General features: G+C 39.9%; 12 protein-coding genes. 6 read left to right on the forward strand and 6 right to left on the reverse strand.

The window, feature by feature from the left end:
- Nucleotides 1-339 precede the first annotated feature (339 nt).
- From ACE1CI_RS11805 to ACE1CI_RS11815, 3 genes are all read right to left on the reverse strand, one after another.
- Nucleotides 340-1,056, reverse strand: a complete 717-nt coding sequence (locus tag ACE1CI_RS11805; protein WP_413261767.1) for an ABC transporter ATP-binding protein — start codon at nt 1,054-1,056, stop codon at nt 340-342.
- 108 nt (nt 1,057-1,164) lie between these two features.
- Nucleotides 1,165-2,379, reverse strand: coding sequence for an ABC transporter permease (locus ACE1CI_RS11810; RefSeq protein ID WP_413261768.1), 1,215 nt, complete (start codon nt 2,377-2,379; stop codon nt 1,165-1,167).
- Between the two features lie 118 nt (nt 2,380-2,497).
- Nucleotides 2,498-4,090 carry an efflux RND transporter periplasmic adaptor subunit gene (locus ACE1CI_RS11815; RefSeq protein WP_413261769.1) on the reverse strand — a complete coding sequence of 531 codons (1,593 nt, stop codon included), beginning with the start codon at nt 4,088-4,090 and terminating at the stop codon, nt 2,498-2,500.
- A gap of 456 nt (nt 4,091-4,546) precedes the next feature.
- Here ACE1CI_RS11815 and ACE1CI_RS11820 point away from each other — a divergent pair, with 456 nt between their 5' ends.
- Entirely contained in the window at nt 4,547-5,437 is an 891-nt protein-coding gene (locus ACE1CI_RS11820) for a tetratricopeptide repeat protein (protein WP_413261770.1), read from the forward strand.
- A gap of 405 nt (nt 5,438-5,842) precedes the next feature.
- Here ACE1CI_RS11820 and ACE1CI_RS11825 read toward each other — a convergent pair whose 3' ends face one another.
- Nucleotides 5,843-6,256, reverse strand: coding sequence for a response regulator (locus tag ACE1CI_RS11825; RefSeq protein WP_496615421.1), 414 nt, complete (start codon nt 6,254-6,256; stop codon nt 5,843-5,845).
- 125 nt (nt 6,257-6,381) lie between these two features.
- Here ACE1CI_RS11825 and ACE1CI_RS11830 point away from each other — a divergent pair, with 125 nt between their 5' ends.
- The 5 genes from ACE1CI_RS11830 to feoB all read left to right on the forward strand — a co-directional run bounded on the left by ACE1CI_RS11830 (nt 6,382) and on the right by feoB (nt 13,168).
- Nucleotides 6,382-8,931, forward strand: a complete 2,550-nt coding sequence (locus ACE1CI_RS11830; RefSeq protein WP_413261772.1) for a DNA gyrase/topoisomerase IV subunit A — start codon at nt 6,382-6,384, stop codon at nt 8,929-8,931.
- Complete coding sequence (locus ACE1CI_RS11835) at nt 8,931-9,605, forward strand: metallophosphoesterase family protein (protein WP_459563988.1); 675 nt, start codon at nt 8,931-8,933, stop codon at nt 9,603-9,605. Before ACE1CI_RS11830 ends, ACE1CI_RS11835 begins: the two co-directional genes overlap by 1 nt.
- Before the next feature lie 23 nt (nt 9,606-9,628).
- On the forward strand, nt 9,629-10,894 hold the full coding sequence (locus ACE1CI_RS11840) for an ABC transporter ATP-binding protein (protein ID WP_413261774.1): 1,266 nt from the start codon (nt 9,629-9,631) through the stop codon (nt 10,892-10,894).
- Nucleotides 10,895-11,026: 132 nt separating this feature from the next.
- Nucleotides 11,027-11,275: a FeoA family protein gene (locus tag ACE1CI_RS11845; protein WP_413261775.1), complete on the forward strand. Its 249-nt coding sequence runs from the start codon at nt 11,027-11,029 to the stop codon at nt 11,273-11,275.
- A 57-nt stretch (nt 11,276-11,332) separates the two neighbouring features.
- Nucleotides 11,333-13,168: a ferrous iron transport protein B gene (gene feoB, locus ACE1CI_RS11850; protein WP_413261776.1), complete on the forward strand. Its 1,836-nt coding sequence runs from the start codon at nt 11,333-11,335 to the stop codon at nt 13,166-13,168.
- A gap of 20 nt (nt 13,169-13,188) precedes the next feature.
- Here the strand turns inward: feoB and ACE1CI_RS11855 are convergent, their stop codons facing one another.
- Both ACE1CI_RS11855 and ACE1CI_RS11860 read right to left on the reverse strand, forming a co-directional pair.
- The gene (locus ACE1CI_RS11855) at nt 13,189-13,914 is read right to left on the reverse strand and encodes a DUF4276 family protein (RefSeq protein ID WP_496615422.1); all 726 of its coding nucleotides are present in this window, start codon (nt 13,912-13,914) and stop codon (nt 13,189-13,191) included.
- The gene (locus tag ACE1CI_RS11860; protein ID WP_413261778.1) at nt 13,902-15,230 is read right to left on the reverse strand and encodes an AAA family ATPase; all 1,329 of its coding nucleotides are present in this window, start codon (nt 15,228-15,230) and stop codon (nt 13,902-13,904) included. The genes ACE1CI_RS11855 and ACE1CI_RS11860 overlap by 13 nt, the downstream gene beginning before the upstream one ends.
- Between the last annotated feature and the right edge of the window lie 44 nt (nt 15,231-15,274).

A 15,274-nucleotide genomic window follows, 5' to 3' on the forward strand; every position in this document is an offset into this window, starting at 1 on the left:
CAAATAAATAAAGTAGATAATAGTTATATTCGGATGGGGCGGGCAGGATGCCCACCCCACAAGAAAGCTGTAACTCTTGTGGGGTGGGCATCCTGCCCGCCGAGAGTTTTCACGCACATTGAAAAAATTTTTTGAAAAATCTGTGATCCACATCACTTATATATTCGGAAAAGTTCCTCCAGTTTCATCTAACTTTTGGTCGAACAGAACCAATTTTCTCGAAATAGCTGTCTAAAGACTGATGAATAGGATTTCAATGTGCCTAAGCAAGATTCCACACCTTTAAAGTCATCTATATCTCAAATAGAAGCCACCTTACAAGCATAAGAATACTTATTCTCACACTGCTACTGTAGCAATTTCTTCGGGAGTGAGGTGAGAGTGTAATACTTGACCGTCGCGGAACCAAACTATGCGCTTGGTTTGTTTTGCTACGTCTGGTTCGTGAGTTACCATGACGACTGTAATCCCACTTTCATTTAATTCTGTAAAAATATCCATTACTTCTTGGGTAGTTTTAGAATCTAATGCGCCTGTGGGTTCGTCTGCTAATAATAATACTGGGCGGTTGACTATGGCGCGAGCGATCGCCACCCGCTGCTGCTGTCCCCCGGAAAGTTGATTAGGTCTATTATTCAGTCTTTTTGCTAATCCCACTTTCGTAAGTGCTTCTACCGCACGTTCTTTTCTTTCCCCTGCTGGAACACCTGCATAAACCATCGGTAACATGACATTTTCCATTGCAGTTAATTGGGGTAAAAGGTGGAATTGTTGAAACACAAACCCTAATTTTTGATTGCGAATTTTTGCTAATTCTGCATCAGGTAATTGGGAAACATCTACTCGATCTAAATAATAGCTGCCGGAAGAAGGGCGATCGAGACAACCGATAATATTCATTGCCGTCGATTTTCCCGATCCAGAAGCACCCATAATCGAGCAATATTCGCCTTCTTCAACTACTAAGTTAACTTTTCGTAGTGCTTGCACTTCTGTATCGCCACTACCGTAAACTTTGCTAATCTCTTCTAATCGAATAACTACTGGTTTAAGCATATTTTTGGGGATTGGGGATTAGGGACTGGGGACTGGGGACTGGGGGACAAAGGGACAAGGGGAAAAGGGCAATTAATAGAAGAGCAACTCTTCTTCCCAGTCCCCAACTTAAGCGCTTCTCAAAGCTACAATTGGATCGAGTTTGGCGGCGCGTTGTGCGGGAACGACACCGAAGAATAAACCGATACCGCCAGAAATTCCGACTGCTAGGACGATCGCCACTGGTGAAATTCCGGCTTTTAAAGGTGTTAAAGCGCCAACTAAAGTAACTCCACCAACACCAATTATAGTTCCGACAATTCCACCAGCAGCAGAGAGAATTATTGCTTCAATCATGAATTGAATTAGGATATCTTGCTGGGTGGCACCGATCGCTTTTCTTAACCCAATTTCTTGGGTTCTTTCTGTCACCGAAACTAGCATAATATTCATTACGCCAATTCCGCCGACGAACAGAGAAATTCCGGCGATCGCAGCTAACATTAAAGTTAAAGCGCCTGTAATTGTTCCCACAATTTGCAGCACATCTCTTTGAGTTCTGACTGTAAAATCATCTTCGGTGGTAATTTTATGGCGCAATCTTAACAAATTACTAATTTGAAATTGCGCCGCACCAATACTATTTGCATCCCGCGCCGAAACAGCAATAAAATCTACTTCCGTTCCGTAGGGAGAAGTTCTTCCTCTCAGGCGATTTGACATTGTAGTCAGAGGAATAAAAATTGTATCATCTTGGTTATTTCCTAAGAATGAACCTTTTTGTTCCATCACTCCAATTACTAAAAAGCTGAGATTTCTAATCCTAATTTTTTCACCAATCGGGTTTTGACTACCAAATAGTTTACCAACTACATCAGAACCGAGAATTGCAACTTGGTTGTTACTTTTCAAATCTTGCTCGCTAATAAACCTGCCTTTAGCTAAATCAAAACTGCGAACTGGTAAAAACTCTGGAGTAACACCAATAATTTGAGTGTTGGTATTCTTATTACTATAAACTACAGGTAGACGGCTTTGAATTTGTGGTGCTACGTCTGTAACAGAAGGTACTTGACTAGCGATCGCTTTCGCATCATCTAAGATCAAAGTTTTGGGAATATCCCGGTTTCTTTGAGCGTTTTGATTACCGGGAATAATAAACAAAACATTTGGGCCAAGGGATTCAAACTGTTCTGATGCTAACTTTTGAGCGCCTTGTCCAATTCCCACCATAGCAATTACTGAAGCATTACCAATGATAATGCCCAACATCGTTAAAGTGCTACGTAATTTATTTGCAACTAATGTAGTAGTTGCCATTTTCACGCTTTCTACAATGTCCATTTCACAAGTTAATTAAACAACGTGGTTCATAAAAATCTTTTTGCCGAATTATGTAGGGACACGGTGGACAATAAACGATCGTCTCTGCCAAAATTTTAATTATGCCGTGTCCCTACGGTTACGGTTTAATTTGTTTGCGGTCTTTGGGCAAATCAATATAAATTTGTTCGCCTTCTTTTAAACCTTCTAAAACTTGAGTTTTGTCTTGAATTGTGGAACCAATTGTTACCGGGCGAAAGACAGATTTGTGATTTTCACCTGGTAGTAAGACACCAGTTTTTCCATTTTCGGTAACGATCGCCACTGTAGGTACCATTAAAGCACCGCTAACTTGATTTCCCAGGAAAGTTAAATCCACATTCATTCCCGATCGCAACTCTTCTAAACCTGTAACTAATTCCACTCTCACTTGGAAAGAAGTAACATTTTGATCGACAATTGCTTCAGGAGCAATTAAGCGCACTTTTCCTTTAAAAACTCGCTCTGGATAAGCATCGGCGACAATTTCTACATCTTGTCCTTGTTTAATATTTCCGATATCTACTTCAGGAACTTTGGCGAGAATTTCTAAACCGCGTGCGATCGCAACTACCGAAGTTGAAGTTGCTGAAGCACTACTAGAAGCCGAAGTTGTTGGCGTAACAAAAGCCCCTACAGTAGCGTATCTTTGGGTAACAATTCCCTCAAAAGGAGCGCGGATAATCGTATCATTTAATTGCACTTGAATTTGTTGCACTCGCGCCTCAGCTTCTTTCACTCCTGCTGACGCTTGAGCAATATCTTCCGGGCGAGAACCTGCTATTAACAAATCTAAAGCTTTTTGTGCTTCTCTTACCGTCGCTTCTTTTTGAGCAATTACTTCTTGGCGAGTACCTTTTTGCAACATTTCCAAAGCTTCTTGTGCTTCTTGAACCGCTGCTTGACGTTGAGCAATTTCTGCTGGAGAAGTACCATTTTGTAATTGTACTAATCGCCGTTTTGCTTCTTCTAAATTCGCTGTGGCGCTACGATATTCGGAAATAACTTCTTGCAATCTATCCGCAGAAATTGCCCCTTGAGTTGCCAAACTTTGATTAGCTTTTAAACGTTGATTTGCTAAATCTAACCTAGCTTGGGCGGCTTGAACTTGGGCTTGAGTTTGGGCTATTTGTTGAGGATTACCAGTTTGCACCGCAGTTAATTGGGCTTTCGCTTGATCTAAGCGAAATCTCGCTTGGGCGATTTCTTCCGGGCGACTCCCGGCTCTGGCTTCTGCTAACTGGGCTTGGGCTTGTGATAATCTGGCTCTAGCTTGAGAAATCTCTTCCGGGCGATTTCCGGCGCGAATTTCTGCTAACTGAGCTTGGGCTTTTGCTAAGGCGGCTTTCGCTTGGGCTAGTTGCGCCTGAATGTCCGCGTTATCCATTCTGGCAATGATATCGCCTGCTTTTACTTTGTCGCCCTGTTCTACCATTAACTCAGCAATTCTTCCGGCAGTTTTCGGGCTGAGGTTAACGGTTTGGATTGGAACTACTGTACCGCTGGCAGTAATTCGTAGGGTGATTGTTTTGGCTTCCACTGGGACGGTTACTTGGGCTACATCGGTTTTCGGCGCTACCCTGTTCACCATGACATAAGTACCTGCTGAAGCACTTAATAGTCCAGCAGCAATTAATGCCGCAATCCAAGGGATTCGTTTGTCAGTTTTTTTGCCAATAATAGGAATTTGCATGATTTGAAATTATGTAATCGGGGAATTCTTCAGAAAATAAATATAAGCTCAGGGCGATCCCATAAGGCTTAAAAGTACCTTTTGTTAAAGGTTTTAGGCTTCATGTCGATCGTTAATTCTGGTCTTTTGTTAAGCATATCTGTATGTTTGAGTGAAAAATATACACTGGCGATCGGTTTACTTTACTATTCTTAATATTAACGAGTTTTGCCCGTCTAGCAGGATCGGTTTATGGGGTATTGCTTGGGCGATCGAATACAATTCCGGGTAGCGCATTGTTTGGCACCCTAGCAGTGTATATACATTAAAGACACCAGCAACTCAATTCAGGTTCAAATTTTATAACTCTGGTCAGACATTAAGAAAAGTTGGTTCCCTAGCCGAACTTGTCCGTAATAATGGAGTAAAGTATCGTTAAACTAAACTGACGACATCTTCTGACTTCGAGGCTGTACTGTGCCAACCAAACGCAAACCTTGGTTTCATCTTTTATTCATCTTCGGGATTTGGAGCGCGGCTGTACCAGCTTTTGGACAGGCGCTTGTTCCCCACGCGCTGCAACTGGACACCTCTGTGCTGGAGCAGCAAGGGTTGAGCTTAGCACAAGAAGCTACTCAGTTGGCTCAATTCCAACAATATGAATTAGCATTAACTCGCGCCCAACTAGCAACACAGCTTTCCCCCAAAAATTACCAAGCTTGGTTTCTGCTGGGTGGATTGTATGTGCAGAACAATCAGTTAGACAAAGCAATTGCGGCGCTCAAACAAGCTCAGTCTTTAAAGCCTGACGAAGCTGCCATTCTCTTTGCTATGGGTTCAGCATACTTTCAGCAGGAAAAATATGATGCGGCGATCGCGGCTTTAAAAGATGGCTTAAAAATTAAACCAAATTCTCCCGAAGCTTTATTTGATTTAGGAAATGCTTTTTACAAGTTAAGGCAATTTCCTCAAGCTTTGGACAGCTACCAAAAAGCTGTAAAAGCTGATGCTAAATTCTGGCCTGCAATTAACAACATTGGATTAGTTAAATATGAACAGGGTAATGTCGATGCCGCTATTGGGCAATGGCAAAGAGCTCTGACTATTGAAAAGGATGGTGTAGAACCTAAGCTAGCGATCGCAGTCGCCCTCTACAATAAAGGCGATCGGGAAAAAGCTTTAGCTTTAGGTGAAGCCGCTATTAAGAGTGACGATCGTTATGCCGATCTGGACTTTTTAAAGCAAAATCTTTGGGGCGATCGCTTAATTAGCGATACCCAAAAATTCCTTGCTACTCCTAGAATGCAAGCTACGATCGCTCAAGGTTCTGGGCCTCAATCCTCTGAACCTCAAAAAGCACCTCGCTAGAGGCAGCTTTGCAGGGTAGCTTCGCTGACGCTTTACGCTGGGACAAGAGGACTCTTGGGACAAGGGGACTCTTGGGACAAGGGGAATTTTACCTTCTGCCTGGGAGCCTTGAAGCCTTTCCCCTGCAAAAAAGCTTAACTTTACACTATAATTTGTTCGCTCGGTTTGAGTAAAGTTATTGCTGAATTGACATAAAAGTAGTACATAAGTACTATAAAACCTAAATTAGAATTACCCTCTTATGAATCAGACAGACAAAATAGTAATTAGTTGTTCGACATTTAAACTGGATAAATTGGAAACAGGAAAAAATAACTCAAATCCTCTCCCCTGCCCGCTGCTGGTTTGCTGCCCTAGAGAAGGAATGGTTCAGATAGGCTAGTGTAAGAGTGTCTGAGGTATTTATTAAGTTATGTTTTGAGAGTCTTTAGGCAGTAGAGCCATAATCTGATCTACGAATTCTTGATGATCGACCACTGGTTTAGAAATATAGCCATCGGCACCGCTTTGTTTGAGGAAGTTTTCCCGATCTCCCTCCATCGCGTGAACCGTTACCAAGATCACAGGCAATTTGGCAGTTTGAGGATCGGCCTTTAACATTTGGGTAATTTTAATCCCATCCACAGATTTACCTTGGTAACTGCTGTTCTGTAGAGAAACATCCATCAAAATTAAGTCAGCCTGACCAGTTTGGGCGATTTGCATTACTTCGTCTACATTTTCAGTCCCTTTAACTTCTAAACCACCCCGCTTAGTCAGAATCTTCGAGAAAACGCGGAGGTTAATTGGATCGTCTTCAACTATTAGAACAGTTTTCATTTTGGTTTCCTTTTCCCTAAATTCAGAATAAGACAGTATTGGCTATGCCGTTTGATACTACTGTGAAAATTGTTAATGGAGCACCCATCGATTATTTTTTCGTCATCATTAAGGAACATTGACTCATGGCAAAACAGTTAAACATACTCTCTTCAGGACAGATTATCACTACGGCTCTGCATACAGAGATGCAAAGGTCTTATCTTGAATATGCCATGAGTGTGATTGTCGGTCGAGCGCTACCAGATGTGCGAGATGGGTTAAAACCTGTACATCGACGCATCTTGTATGCGATGCACGAGTTGGGATTAACACCCGATCGACCTTACCGGAAATGTGCCCGTGTGGTAGGAGACGTTTTAGGTAAGTATCACCCTCACGGCGACCAAGCAGTTTATGATGCTTTGGTGCGAATGGTGCAGGATTTCTCCTGTCGTTATCCGTTGTTGGCAGGTCATGGAAATTTTGGTTCGGTAGATAATGACCCCCCAGCAGCGATGCGTTACACTGAAACACGCCTTGCACCAATTAGTCATGAGGCGATGTTGAGTGAAATTGGCGAAGCTACGGTTGATTTTATCCCTAATTTTGACAATTCCCAACAAGAACCTGTAGTTTTACCTGCTCAATTACCTATTCTATTACTTAACGGCTGCGCTGGGATTGCGGTGGGGATGGCGACTAATGTCCCACCACATAATTTAGGCGAGTTGGTAGATGGGTTAATTGCCTTAATTGATGATGCTAATCTCTCTGATGATAAGTTGCTGACGTTAATTCCGGGGCCTGATTTTCCCACTGGGGGCGAAATTGTGGGAATGGAGGGAACTCGCGAGGCTTATACTACTGGAAAGGGTACGATTACGGTGCGGGGAATTGCCAATATTGAGGAAATTCAAATTGGTAAAGGTCGTCAGCGCCAGAGGGGAACTACGCGCAGTGCGATCGTAGTGACTGAGTTACCTTTCCAAGTCAATAAGGCAGCTTGGATTGAAAAGATTGCTGAGTTAGTTAATCAGGGTAAAATTGAGGGGATTGCGGATATTCGGGATGAGAGCGATCGCGAAGGAATGCGCGTAGTAATCGAACTAAAACGCGATACTAACCCGCAAGAAGTTTTGGAACATTTATATAAACAAACGGCGCTGGCGACTAATTTTGGTGCCATTTTGTTAGCTTTGGTGGAAGGACAACCGAGACAGTTAACTTTGCGGGAAATTTTACAAGAGTTTCTCAGTTTCCGGGAACAAACTCTGACAAGACAATATAGGTATGAATTAGAACAAACGGAAAGACGTTTGCATTTAGTTGAAGGTTTAATTGCAGCTTTAGAAAATTTAGATGCGATTATTGAAATTCTGCGAAATGCGCCTGATGGATCGACGGCAAAAGTTACTTTTCAAAGTCGGTTTAATTTTAGCGATCGCCAATCTGATGCTATTTTAGCCATGCCTTTGCGTCGGTTAACTGGGTTAGAACGTCAACAATTACAACAGGAATTAAACGAACTTACGGAAAGGATTCAAAATTTACAGCGGTTGTTGAGCGATCGAAATGAATTACTCAAAGCTTTGAAAAAAGATTTGCGTTCTTTGAAAAAGAAATACTCCGATCCTCGACGCACTCGCATTTACAATCCCAAAGTCACTGCAACCGCAACCAAGAAAACTCCTGAAAAGGAAGATAAAACTCCTAGAGAACGCCGCCGAGATAAACCAAAAACCGAAGAGGCGGAAGGACAACTTTCTTTATTCACTCCCCTAACTTCTAGCACTCCTGAAGAAGCAAATTTAGAAATTACTTACAAAGGTTATATCAGGAGATTGTCCAAAAATGGCAGTAAAAATTTGAAATCTTCCGATGATGTAGTTGTAAAAACTTTCTCCACAACTACGGAAGCAGATTTAATTGTGGTTACAGGTAGCGGTAAAGCTTTCCCGGTGAAAGTTGGGGAAATCCCGCCGACTTCTGGACAAGCAAAAGGGACACCGTTAGTTAGTTTGTTACCGCAAGCGAAGGAAGTTCCCGAAACTTTGGCAGGATATTTTATTGCGCCTTCAGCAGAAGATTCGAGTAGTGTAGTTGTGGTGAGTCAGCAAGGAAGAATTAAGCGGTTAGTCAGTTCTGAATTTGCTAATTTAAGTCGTCGAGGTTTAACAGTTTTAAAACTGAAGGAAGATGACGCATTGTTGTTTGCTTTGCCGACAAATGAACGCGAAGAAATCGCTTTAGCAACCACTGGCGGACGCATTTTGCGCTTCTTACTCAACGAACAACAATTACCTGTAATGAGTCGCGGTGCTGGAGGTTTACAAGCATTAAGATTAGGTCGAAATGAAAAATTAATTAGTGCTGTTAGCCTCAATCAAGATGATAATTTGTTGCTAGTAACTCATTTAGGTTATGCCAAGCGATTACCAATTAGTGCGATTCGTTTAGCTAATTTAGGTGATATTGGTACGCAAGCTTTACAATATACTAGCAAATCAGATGCTTTAATTGGCATGATTGGAGTTATTCCCGAAACTAAAGCATTGCTGTTAACTGATACACAAAAAATGGTGAATTTAGCTGTGGAACGAATTCGTTTTTGGGGTAAGGATGGAACTGGCGATCGCATTAATAAACTCAAGGAAGAGGAGAAAGTTATAGATTTAGTAATAGTTGAGGGATGATGCGTATTCTGGCAATTGGTGATATTCATGGTTGTGCGATCGCCTTCGATCGTCTTCTTTCTTTAGTACAAATACAGCCAGAAGATCGAATCATTACTTTGGGTGATTATGTCGATCATGGCTTAGATTCAAAAGGAGTAATCGATCGATTAATTACTCTTTATGAAACGGGACAACTGGTAGCTTTACGCGGAAATCATGAGCAAATGATGCTTAATTCTCGTCACGATGGGAAAATATCGGGATGGTTGCAAATGGGTGGAAAGGCGACTCTATCTTCTTACTCAAGTTCTGAACAACTTAATTTGCTGGATATTCCTGATAGTCATTGGGATTTTTTAGCAAATAAATGTGTAAATTGGTATGAAACAGATAACCATTTATTCGTCCACGCTGATGCCGATCCGAATTTGCCATTAGCTGAACAACCTGAAATTATCCTATTTTGGGGATTAAGCGATCGTCCTTTGCCACACTTTTCTGGTAAAACTATTATTTACGGACACCAAAGTTTAGAAAGTGGTTTACCCTTGAATCTCGGTTATGCTATTTGCATTGATACTTTAGCTTATGAAACAGGTTGGTTAACTTGTTTAGATGTGGAAAGTGGTACAGTTTGGCAAGCAAATCAAATTGGTGAAACCCGCGAATTTTCAATTAATCAAATCACTTGAAAAGTAAGTTATAGGAATAAATTATGGCACAAGTTGTTTTAGAAAATGTCTATAAAAGCTTTTCCGAAACTAAAGGAATTACTGAATCGGAAGGGGAAAAAAAAGAAAATTCTCTCTCATCTACTCCCGTGTTACGCCGAATTAATTTGACGGTGGAAGACGGAGAGTTTATGGTATTGGTTGGCCCTTCTGGTTGTGGTAAAAGTACGTTATTGCGGCTAATTGCGGGATTGGAAGAATTAACCGGGGGGAATATTTGGGTGGGAGAAAGATTGGTGAACGATCTACCACCAAAAGAACGCGATATCGCAATGGTATTTCAAAATTACGCTCTCTATCCTCACATGACTGTTTATGATAATATCGCTTTTGGTTTGCGGCGAATGAACCGTAGCACAGGCATCTTGCCTGTAAATCCAGGGGAGAAATTTTCCCGATTTAAGGAAGATTTTTTAGTTAGAATAACTAAGTCTTTTCCGAAAGGTTTCCGTTACCTCTCAGCACGAGAGAAAGCTGTTCAGAAGCAAGTAAAAAATGTGGCGCAATTATTACAAATTGAGTCGCTTTTGTCGCGGTTGCCAAAACAACTTTCTGGGGGACAAAAACAACGGGTAGCATTGGGACGTGCGATCGCCAGAAATCCCCAAGTCTTTTTAATGGATGAACCTTTATCAAATTTAGATGCGAAATTAAGAGCGGAAACTCGCGCCCAAATTGTAAAATTACAAAGACAATTGGGAACTACTACTATTTATGTGACTCACGATCAAACTGAAGCGATGACTATGGGCGATCGCATTGCGGTAATGAATCAAGGTCAATTACAACAATTAGCGAAACCTTTAGAATTATACAACAGTCCCGCTAATATGTTTGTAGCGCAATTTATTGGTTCGCCACCAATGAATTTTATTCCCGTACAATTCCAAGCACCGCTGTTAATTATTCATCCCCAATTTCGTTTAACTTTACCCGAAGTTTGGGAATCTGCTTTGCGAAAGTACGATCGGCAATCCCTAATTTTAGGCATTCGTCCCGAACATTTTAGTTTAAGCGTTCCCGCACCAGAAAATTTACAAGTTGAAGTAGATTTAGTCGAAGCATTGGGAAATGAAACTTATTTATCAGTTCATTTGCTGGGTGTAACTAACCCAAATTTGACTTTACAAGTGCGAGTTCCACCGGAAAAACAAGTAAGTATAGGTGACAAAATATCGTTAGCGTTAGAAAGTAAAAAAATTCATTTATTTGACCCGGAGACAAACTTAGCAATATTTCCCATAAATTAATAAAATTTAAACTTTCTTGTGCAAAAGTAAAGAAATACTTTTATTGCATAACTTTTCTCAATGCTAATTGAAAATATTTCCTAAATATTGTAGTTTATAAATAGAAACAATAGAAATAAAGTAACTTAGACAATGACTTTATCAGAATTGAAACCGGGAAGTTTGGCGATCGTAGAAAGCGTACAACTTAGCCGTCACGGACAAGGATTAGCTAAACGCTTAGAAGCAATGGGAATTGTTCCTAATAGACCAATTAGAGTTTTACGGCAAGCTTGGTTCGGTGGTCCTTTGCATATTCGAGTCGGTTCTACCACCGAAATAGCTATTAGAAGAACCGAAGCCAAAATGGTATTAATTCAAACAATGGAAGATAAAAATTAAGCTGATAATTATTAAGTCGAGCTATCAATAAATTATTAAATTTATGCAGGGGAATTTATGAACTGTCATTCAGGTGCTACTGCTGTAAAAACCGCTAAAGCAGTAAAAAGAGTTGCGCTGATTGGAATGCCCAATACTGGAAAATCAACTTTATTTAATCGGTTGACAGGTGCAACAGCTTTTGTGGGAAATTGGCCTGGAGTGACGGTAGATTTATTACAAGCTAATGTCAATATTAATAACGAAACTGTAGAGTTTGTTGATTTACCAGGAATTTACGACCTCAACGGTTTTTCTGAGGATGAAAAAGTAGTTCAGCACTTTTTAGAAAACTTTGGCGTTGATTTAGTTATTGTCATTTTAAATGCTGCCCAAATTGACAGACAAATTCGTTTGGCTTTGCAAATAAAAGCTTTAGGGTTGCCAGCAATTATCATCCTGAATATGGCAGATGAAGCCAAGCATTATGGCGTAGAAATTCAGGTAAATGAGTTATCAAAACGCTTAGAATTACCAGTTTTTCTGATGAGTGCGAAATATGGCAGAGGATACGAAAGGGCGTATCGAGAAATTTGTCAACAATTAACAGAAAGCGTTACTACTAATAAAATTGATAATTTGAAAACTTGCTTATCTGAACAGGCGGATATTTCTGTTGAACAGATGGAAAATATTCTCACAGGTGCAGTACAAATGCCTTCGCAGATGGCGGTTAATATTACTCACCAGATCGATCGCATTTTGCTGCACCCAATCTTAGGTTTACCTTTGTTCTTCTTGGGAATGTTCGTGGTGTTTTGGGTAGTGTGGAATGTGGGATTACCTTCCCAAGACATCATGGATCAAATCACAGGTTGGTTACAAACTAATGCCATTGAACCATTAGTGAGTCCCTTACCTAAATTAGCACAAGATTTTATTATTAATGGACTTTGGGGCGGATTAGCAACTGTCGCTTCTTTTGTGCCATTACTTGTGTTGTTTTTCATGATTATGGCAGTTTTAGAAGATAGCGGTTATTTATCTCGTTCTGCCTATTTAATGGATGCTTTCATGGCAAAATTAGGGCTAGATGGGCGCAGTTTTGTCATGCAAATGATGGGATTTGGCTGCAATGTTCCAGCTTTAATGGGAACCAGAGTCATGCGTTCAAAAGCGCTACGACTATTAACAATGTTAGTAATTCCCTTTGCTTTGTGTGCCGCCAGATTGCAAGTTTTCGTATTTATTATTGCCATAGTTATTCCTAATGGTAACGGTGCTTTAGTATTATTTTCTTTGTATCTTCTGAGTTTTGTGGCTGCGATCGTCACCGCTGCACTTTTTCAAGGAGTATTCAAAAATGAAGAACCTTTTGTATTAGAATTACCTCCTTATCGAGTACCAACTTTAAAGCACGTCATTCTTAGAGGTTGGGGAGAAGTAAAACAGTTTGTAACTAGGGCTTCTAGTTTTATTACTTTAGGTTGTGTTGCTGTTTGGGTAGTGACAAATTTACCTCCAGGCGCAACAGGATTAAATACAATTGGTGGACAAATTGGGCAATTTTTGAGTCCACTTATGCACCCAATTGGCATCGATCCTTATTTAACTTTAGCTTTATTATTTGGCGTAATTGCTAAAGAAGTTGTGGTAGGTTCTTTAGCGGTAATTTACGGATTAGGTGCTGATGCAGTCACTAACCAAATTGCGGGAACAGTCACATTTATTCAAGCCTATAGCTTCTGTATTTTCTGTTTACTTTACACTCCTTGCTTAACCACAACAGTGACATTATTTAATGAAGCTAAATCCTGGAAATTTACTTTATTTGCTTTAGCTTATTCCTTTGGTTTAGCTTGGTTTGCTAGTTTTATATTTTATCAAAGTGCTTTAGCTTTAGGCTGGAGATAATCGGATTTGGATTTTCGGTTTTATGAAGAACCACAAAATCTATAGAGGAAATTATAAAACTCTCGAAATAGCGGGCATTTTCGTTGAACTTCATCACAATTAATTTCCCGTATTAGTTCAGGGGTATGTGTTCCTTTAGAAAAGCGTGGTTTGTTGCGATCGATCTCACTCAAAATGCTTGACTCAATTAACGCCTCTGATAGTTTTTCTTGACAACAATCTCTTTCCGAGTCATACTCACTAAATGATTCTGGCTGATCAAAAGGTATATTTTTTTGTGTACTCAGCCACCAACGCATACGTTCATGTCGTTTGTTACCTCGAAAATCGATATGTTTAGCAATTGAATTATCCCAATCTGCAATAATCCAAGCTTCCAGTTCCGGTGCAGCAAAACCAACAAATTTTTCTATGTCAGTACATCCTGGTATTGTTGCTATCTCTTCCAATATTTTTTGTTTTTGTATTTGGGAATCGCGGCAATCCAAATCATCAAAAACTAAAATTAGGTCGCATTTATTTGGTTCGTTTCTTAATGCAATAGGTAATTCCTCCTTTATTTGTTCTATCAAACTTTTGCCTGTTTTTCCATAGCTCGTTTTTTTATTGGATTTAGGGCCTGGTTTTTGACGAATTGGTGTTTTTATGTAAAATTCACACCCACGGAAATTATTCCTCAAAAATGGAATTAATCCTCTAACTTCAGCTTCACCGCCTCCAGCAAAAACCCATACTACCACGGCCATCCTCCCACAGTGGGATCGCCAACACGGTATAAATCACCTAATTGCCATCCCTGTTCGAGTTTTTCATTTAGCATTTCCCTAGAAAGATGTTTTATAGAAAAATGCGTTTGATCTTTTGAACAAAAACACATAACATTCTCTAACCGATCGGTAAAATGATCCAACAAATCAGGACTATGAGTAGTGATAATTATCTGAGTTCTTGTAGCAGCTTTTTTAATCCATTCAGCCAAAATTGGCATCCAAGAAACGTGCAATCCTAATTCAGGTTCATCTATCACTAATAATGAAGGCAGAAGCGGAGAATGTAATATAGTTGCCCAACACAACATTCTCACAGTTCCATCGGACATTTCATTAAGATAGAACGGTTCATTTATACCTTCAAAATACCATTCTACAGCGAGAGATAAGCGACCAGTACGCCCTGGCCTGACGCGACGAGTTTTTGGTAAAATTGACTTCATCGCTAAATTAAGGCTTTCCTCAAAGTCAATATTTTGGTTTAAGTTATCGATAACTAAAGCTAAGTTATATCCTGATGGTGATAAGTAAATATCACTTGGGCCTAGTTTAGGCTCTGCCGTTCTAATTTGATTTAAATCCATATTATTAGCATTGTAAAACTGCCATTTTGAAATAAATTCACTCAGTTGTCTTCTAATTCTGTAAAATGGCGTATTTTCAGGGGCTGATTGACTATTTTCAAGCAGTACCGGAATAGTGGATAGTCCCAACGAGTTCGTAGGTATATTATCTAGAGACTCGAAATGAGTTGCGATTTGACCAGGTTTATCGTAAACAGATACGACTCCTTGACCTAATTCTCTTTCATGCAATTTATAGTAATAAAAAGGTGGTCTAATTCTTCTTGTAGGAGAACCATTATATATAGAACTATCATATAAATCTTCCCCACTATATAAATATTCTTCAGAAATACTAGCTCTCCCTTTTTGTTGCTCGGTATAAAGTTTTAATTCAAGAATTACGCTATCTCGTTGAGGATTATTAGTTTGGGAAATTTGCGAAAAACAGTAATAAAATTCAACTAATGCTGGACTTGCGACATTGCTATCTAATATTCTATTTCCACCTATTTTAGAAACTGCATCTTCAAAACTACTAACACCCCTGTTTTCATCGGGAATAGTTGTCAAACAATCTTTTATAAATTTCAAACAGCTAATAAAATTGCTCTTACCAGACCCGTTTGAGCCTATAAAAATATTGAGATTGTTTAGATAAACCTCTTCATCCAAACAAAGATTTTTATAATTTTTTGCGGCAAGGAAGCGAAGCTGTGGTTGATTCATAATATTTTAATTAAATCTGTATTTTTAAATTTTACAACTGATCA

The organism is Floridaenema flaviceps BLCC-F50 (assembly GCF_041929275.2).
Lineage (GTDB): Bacteria > Cyanobacteriota > Cyanobacteriia > Cyanobacteriales > Aerosakkonemataceae > Floridanema > Floridanema flaviceps.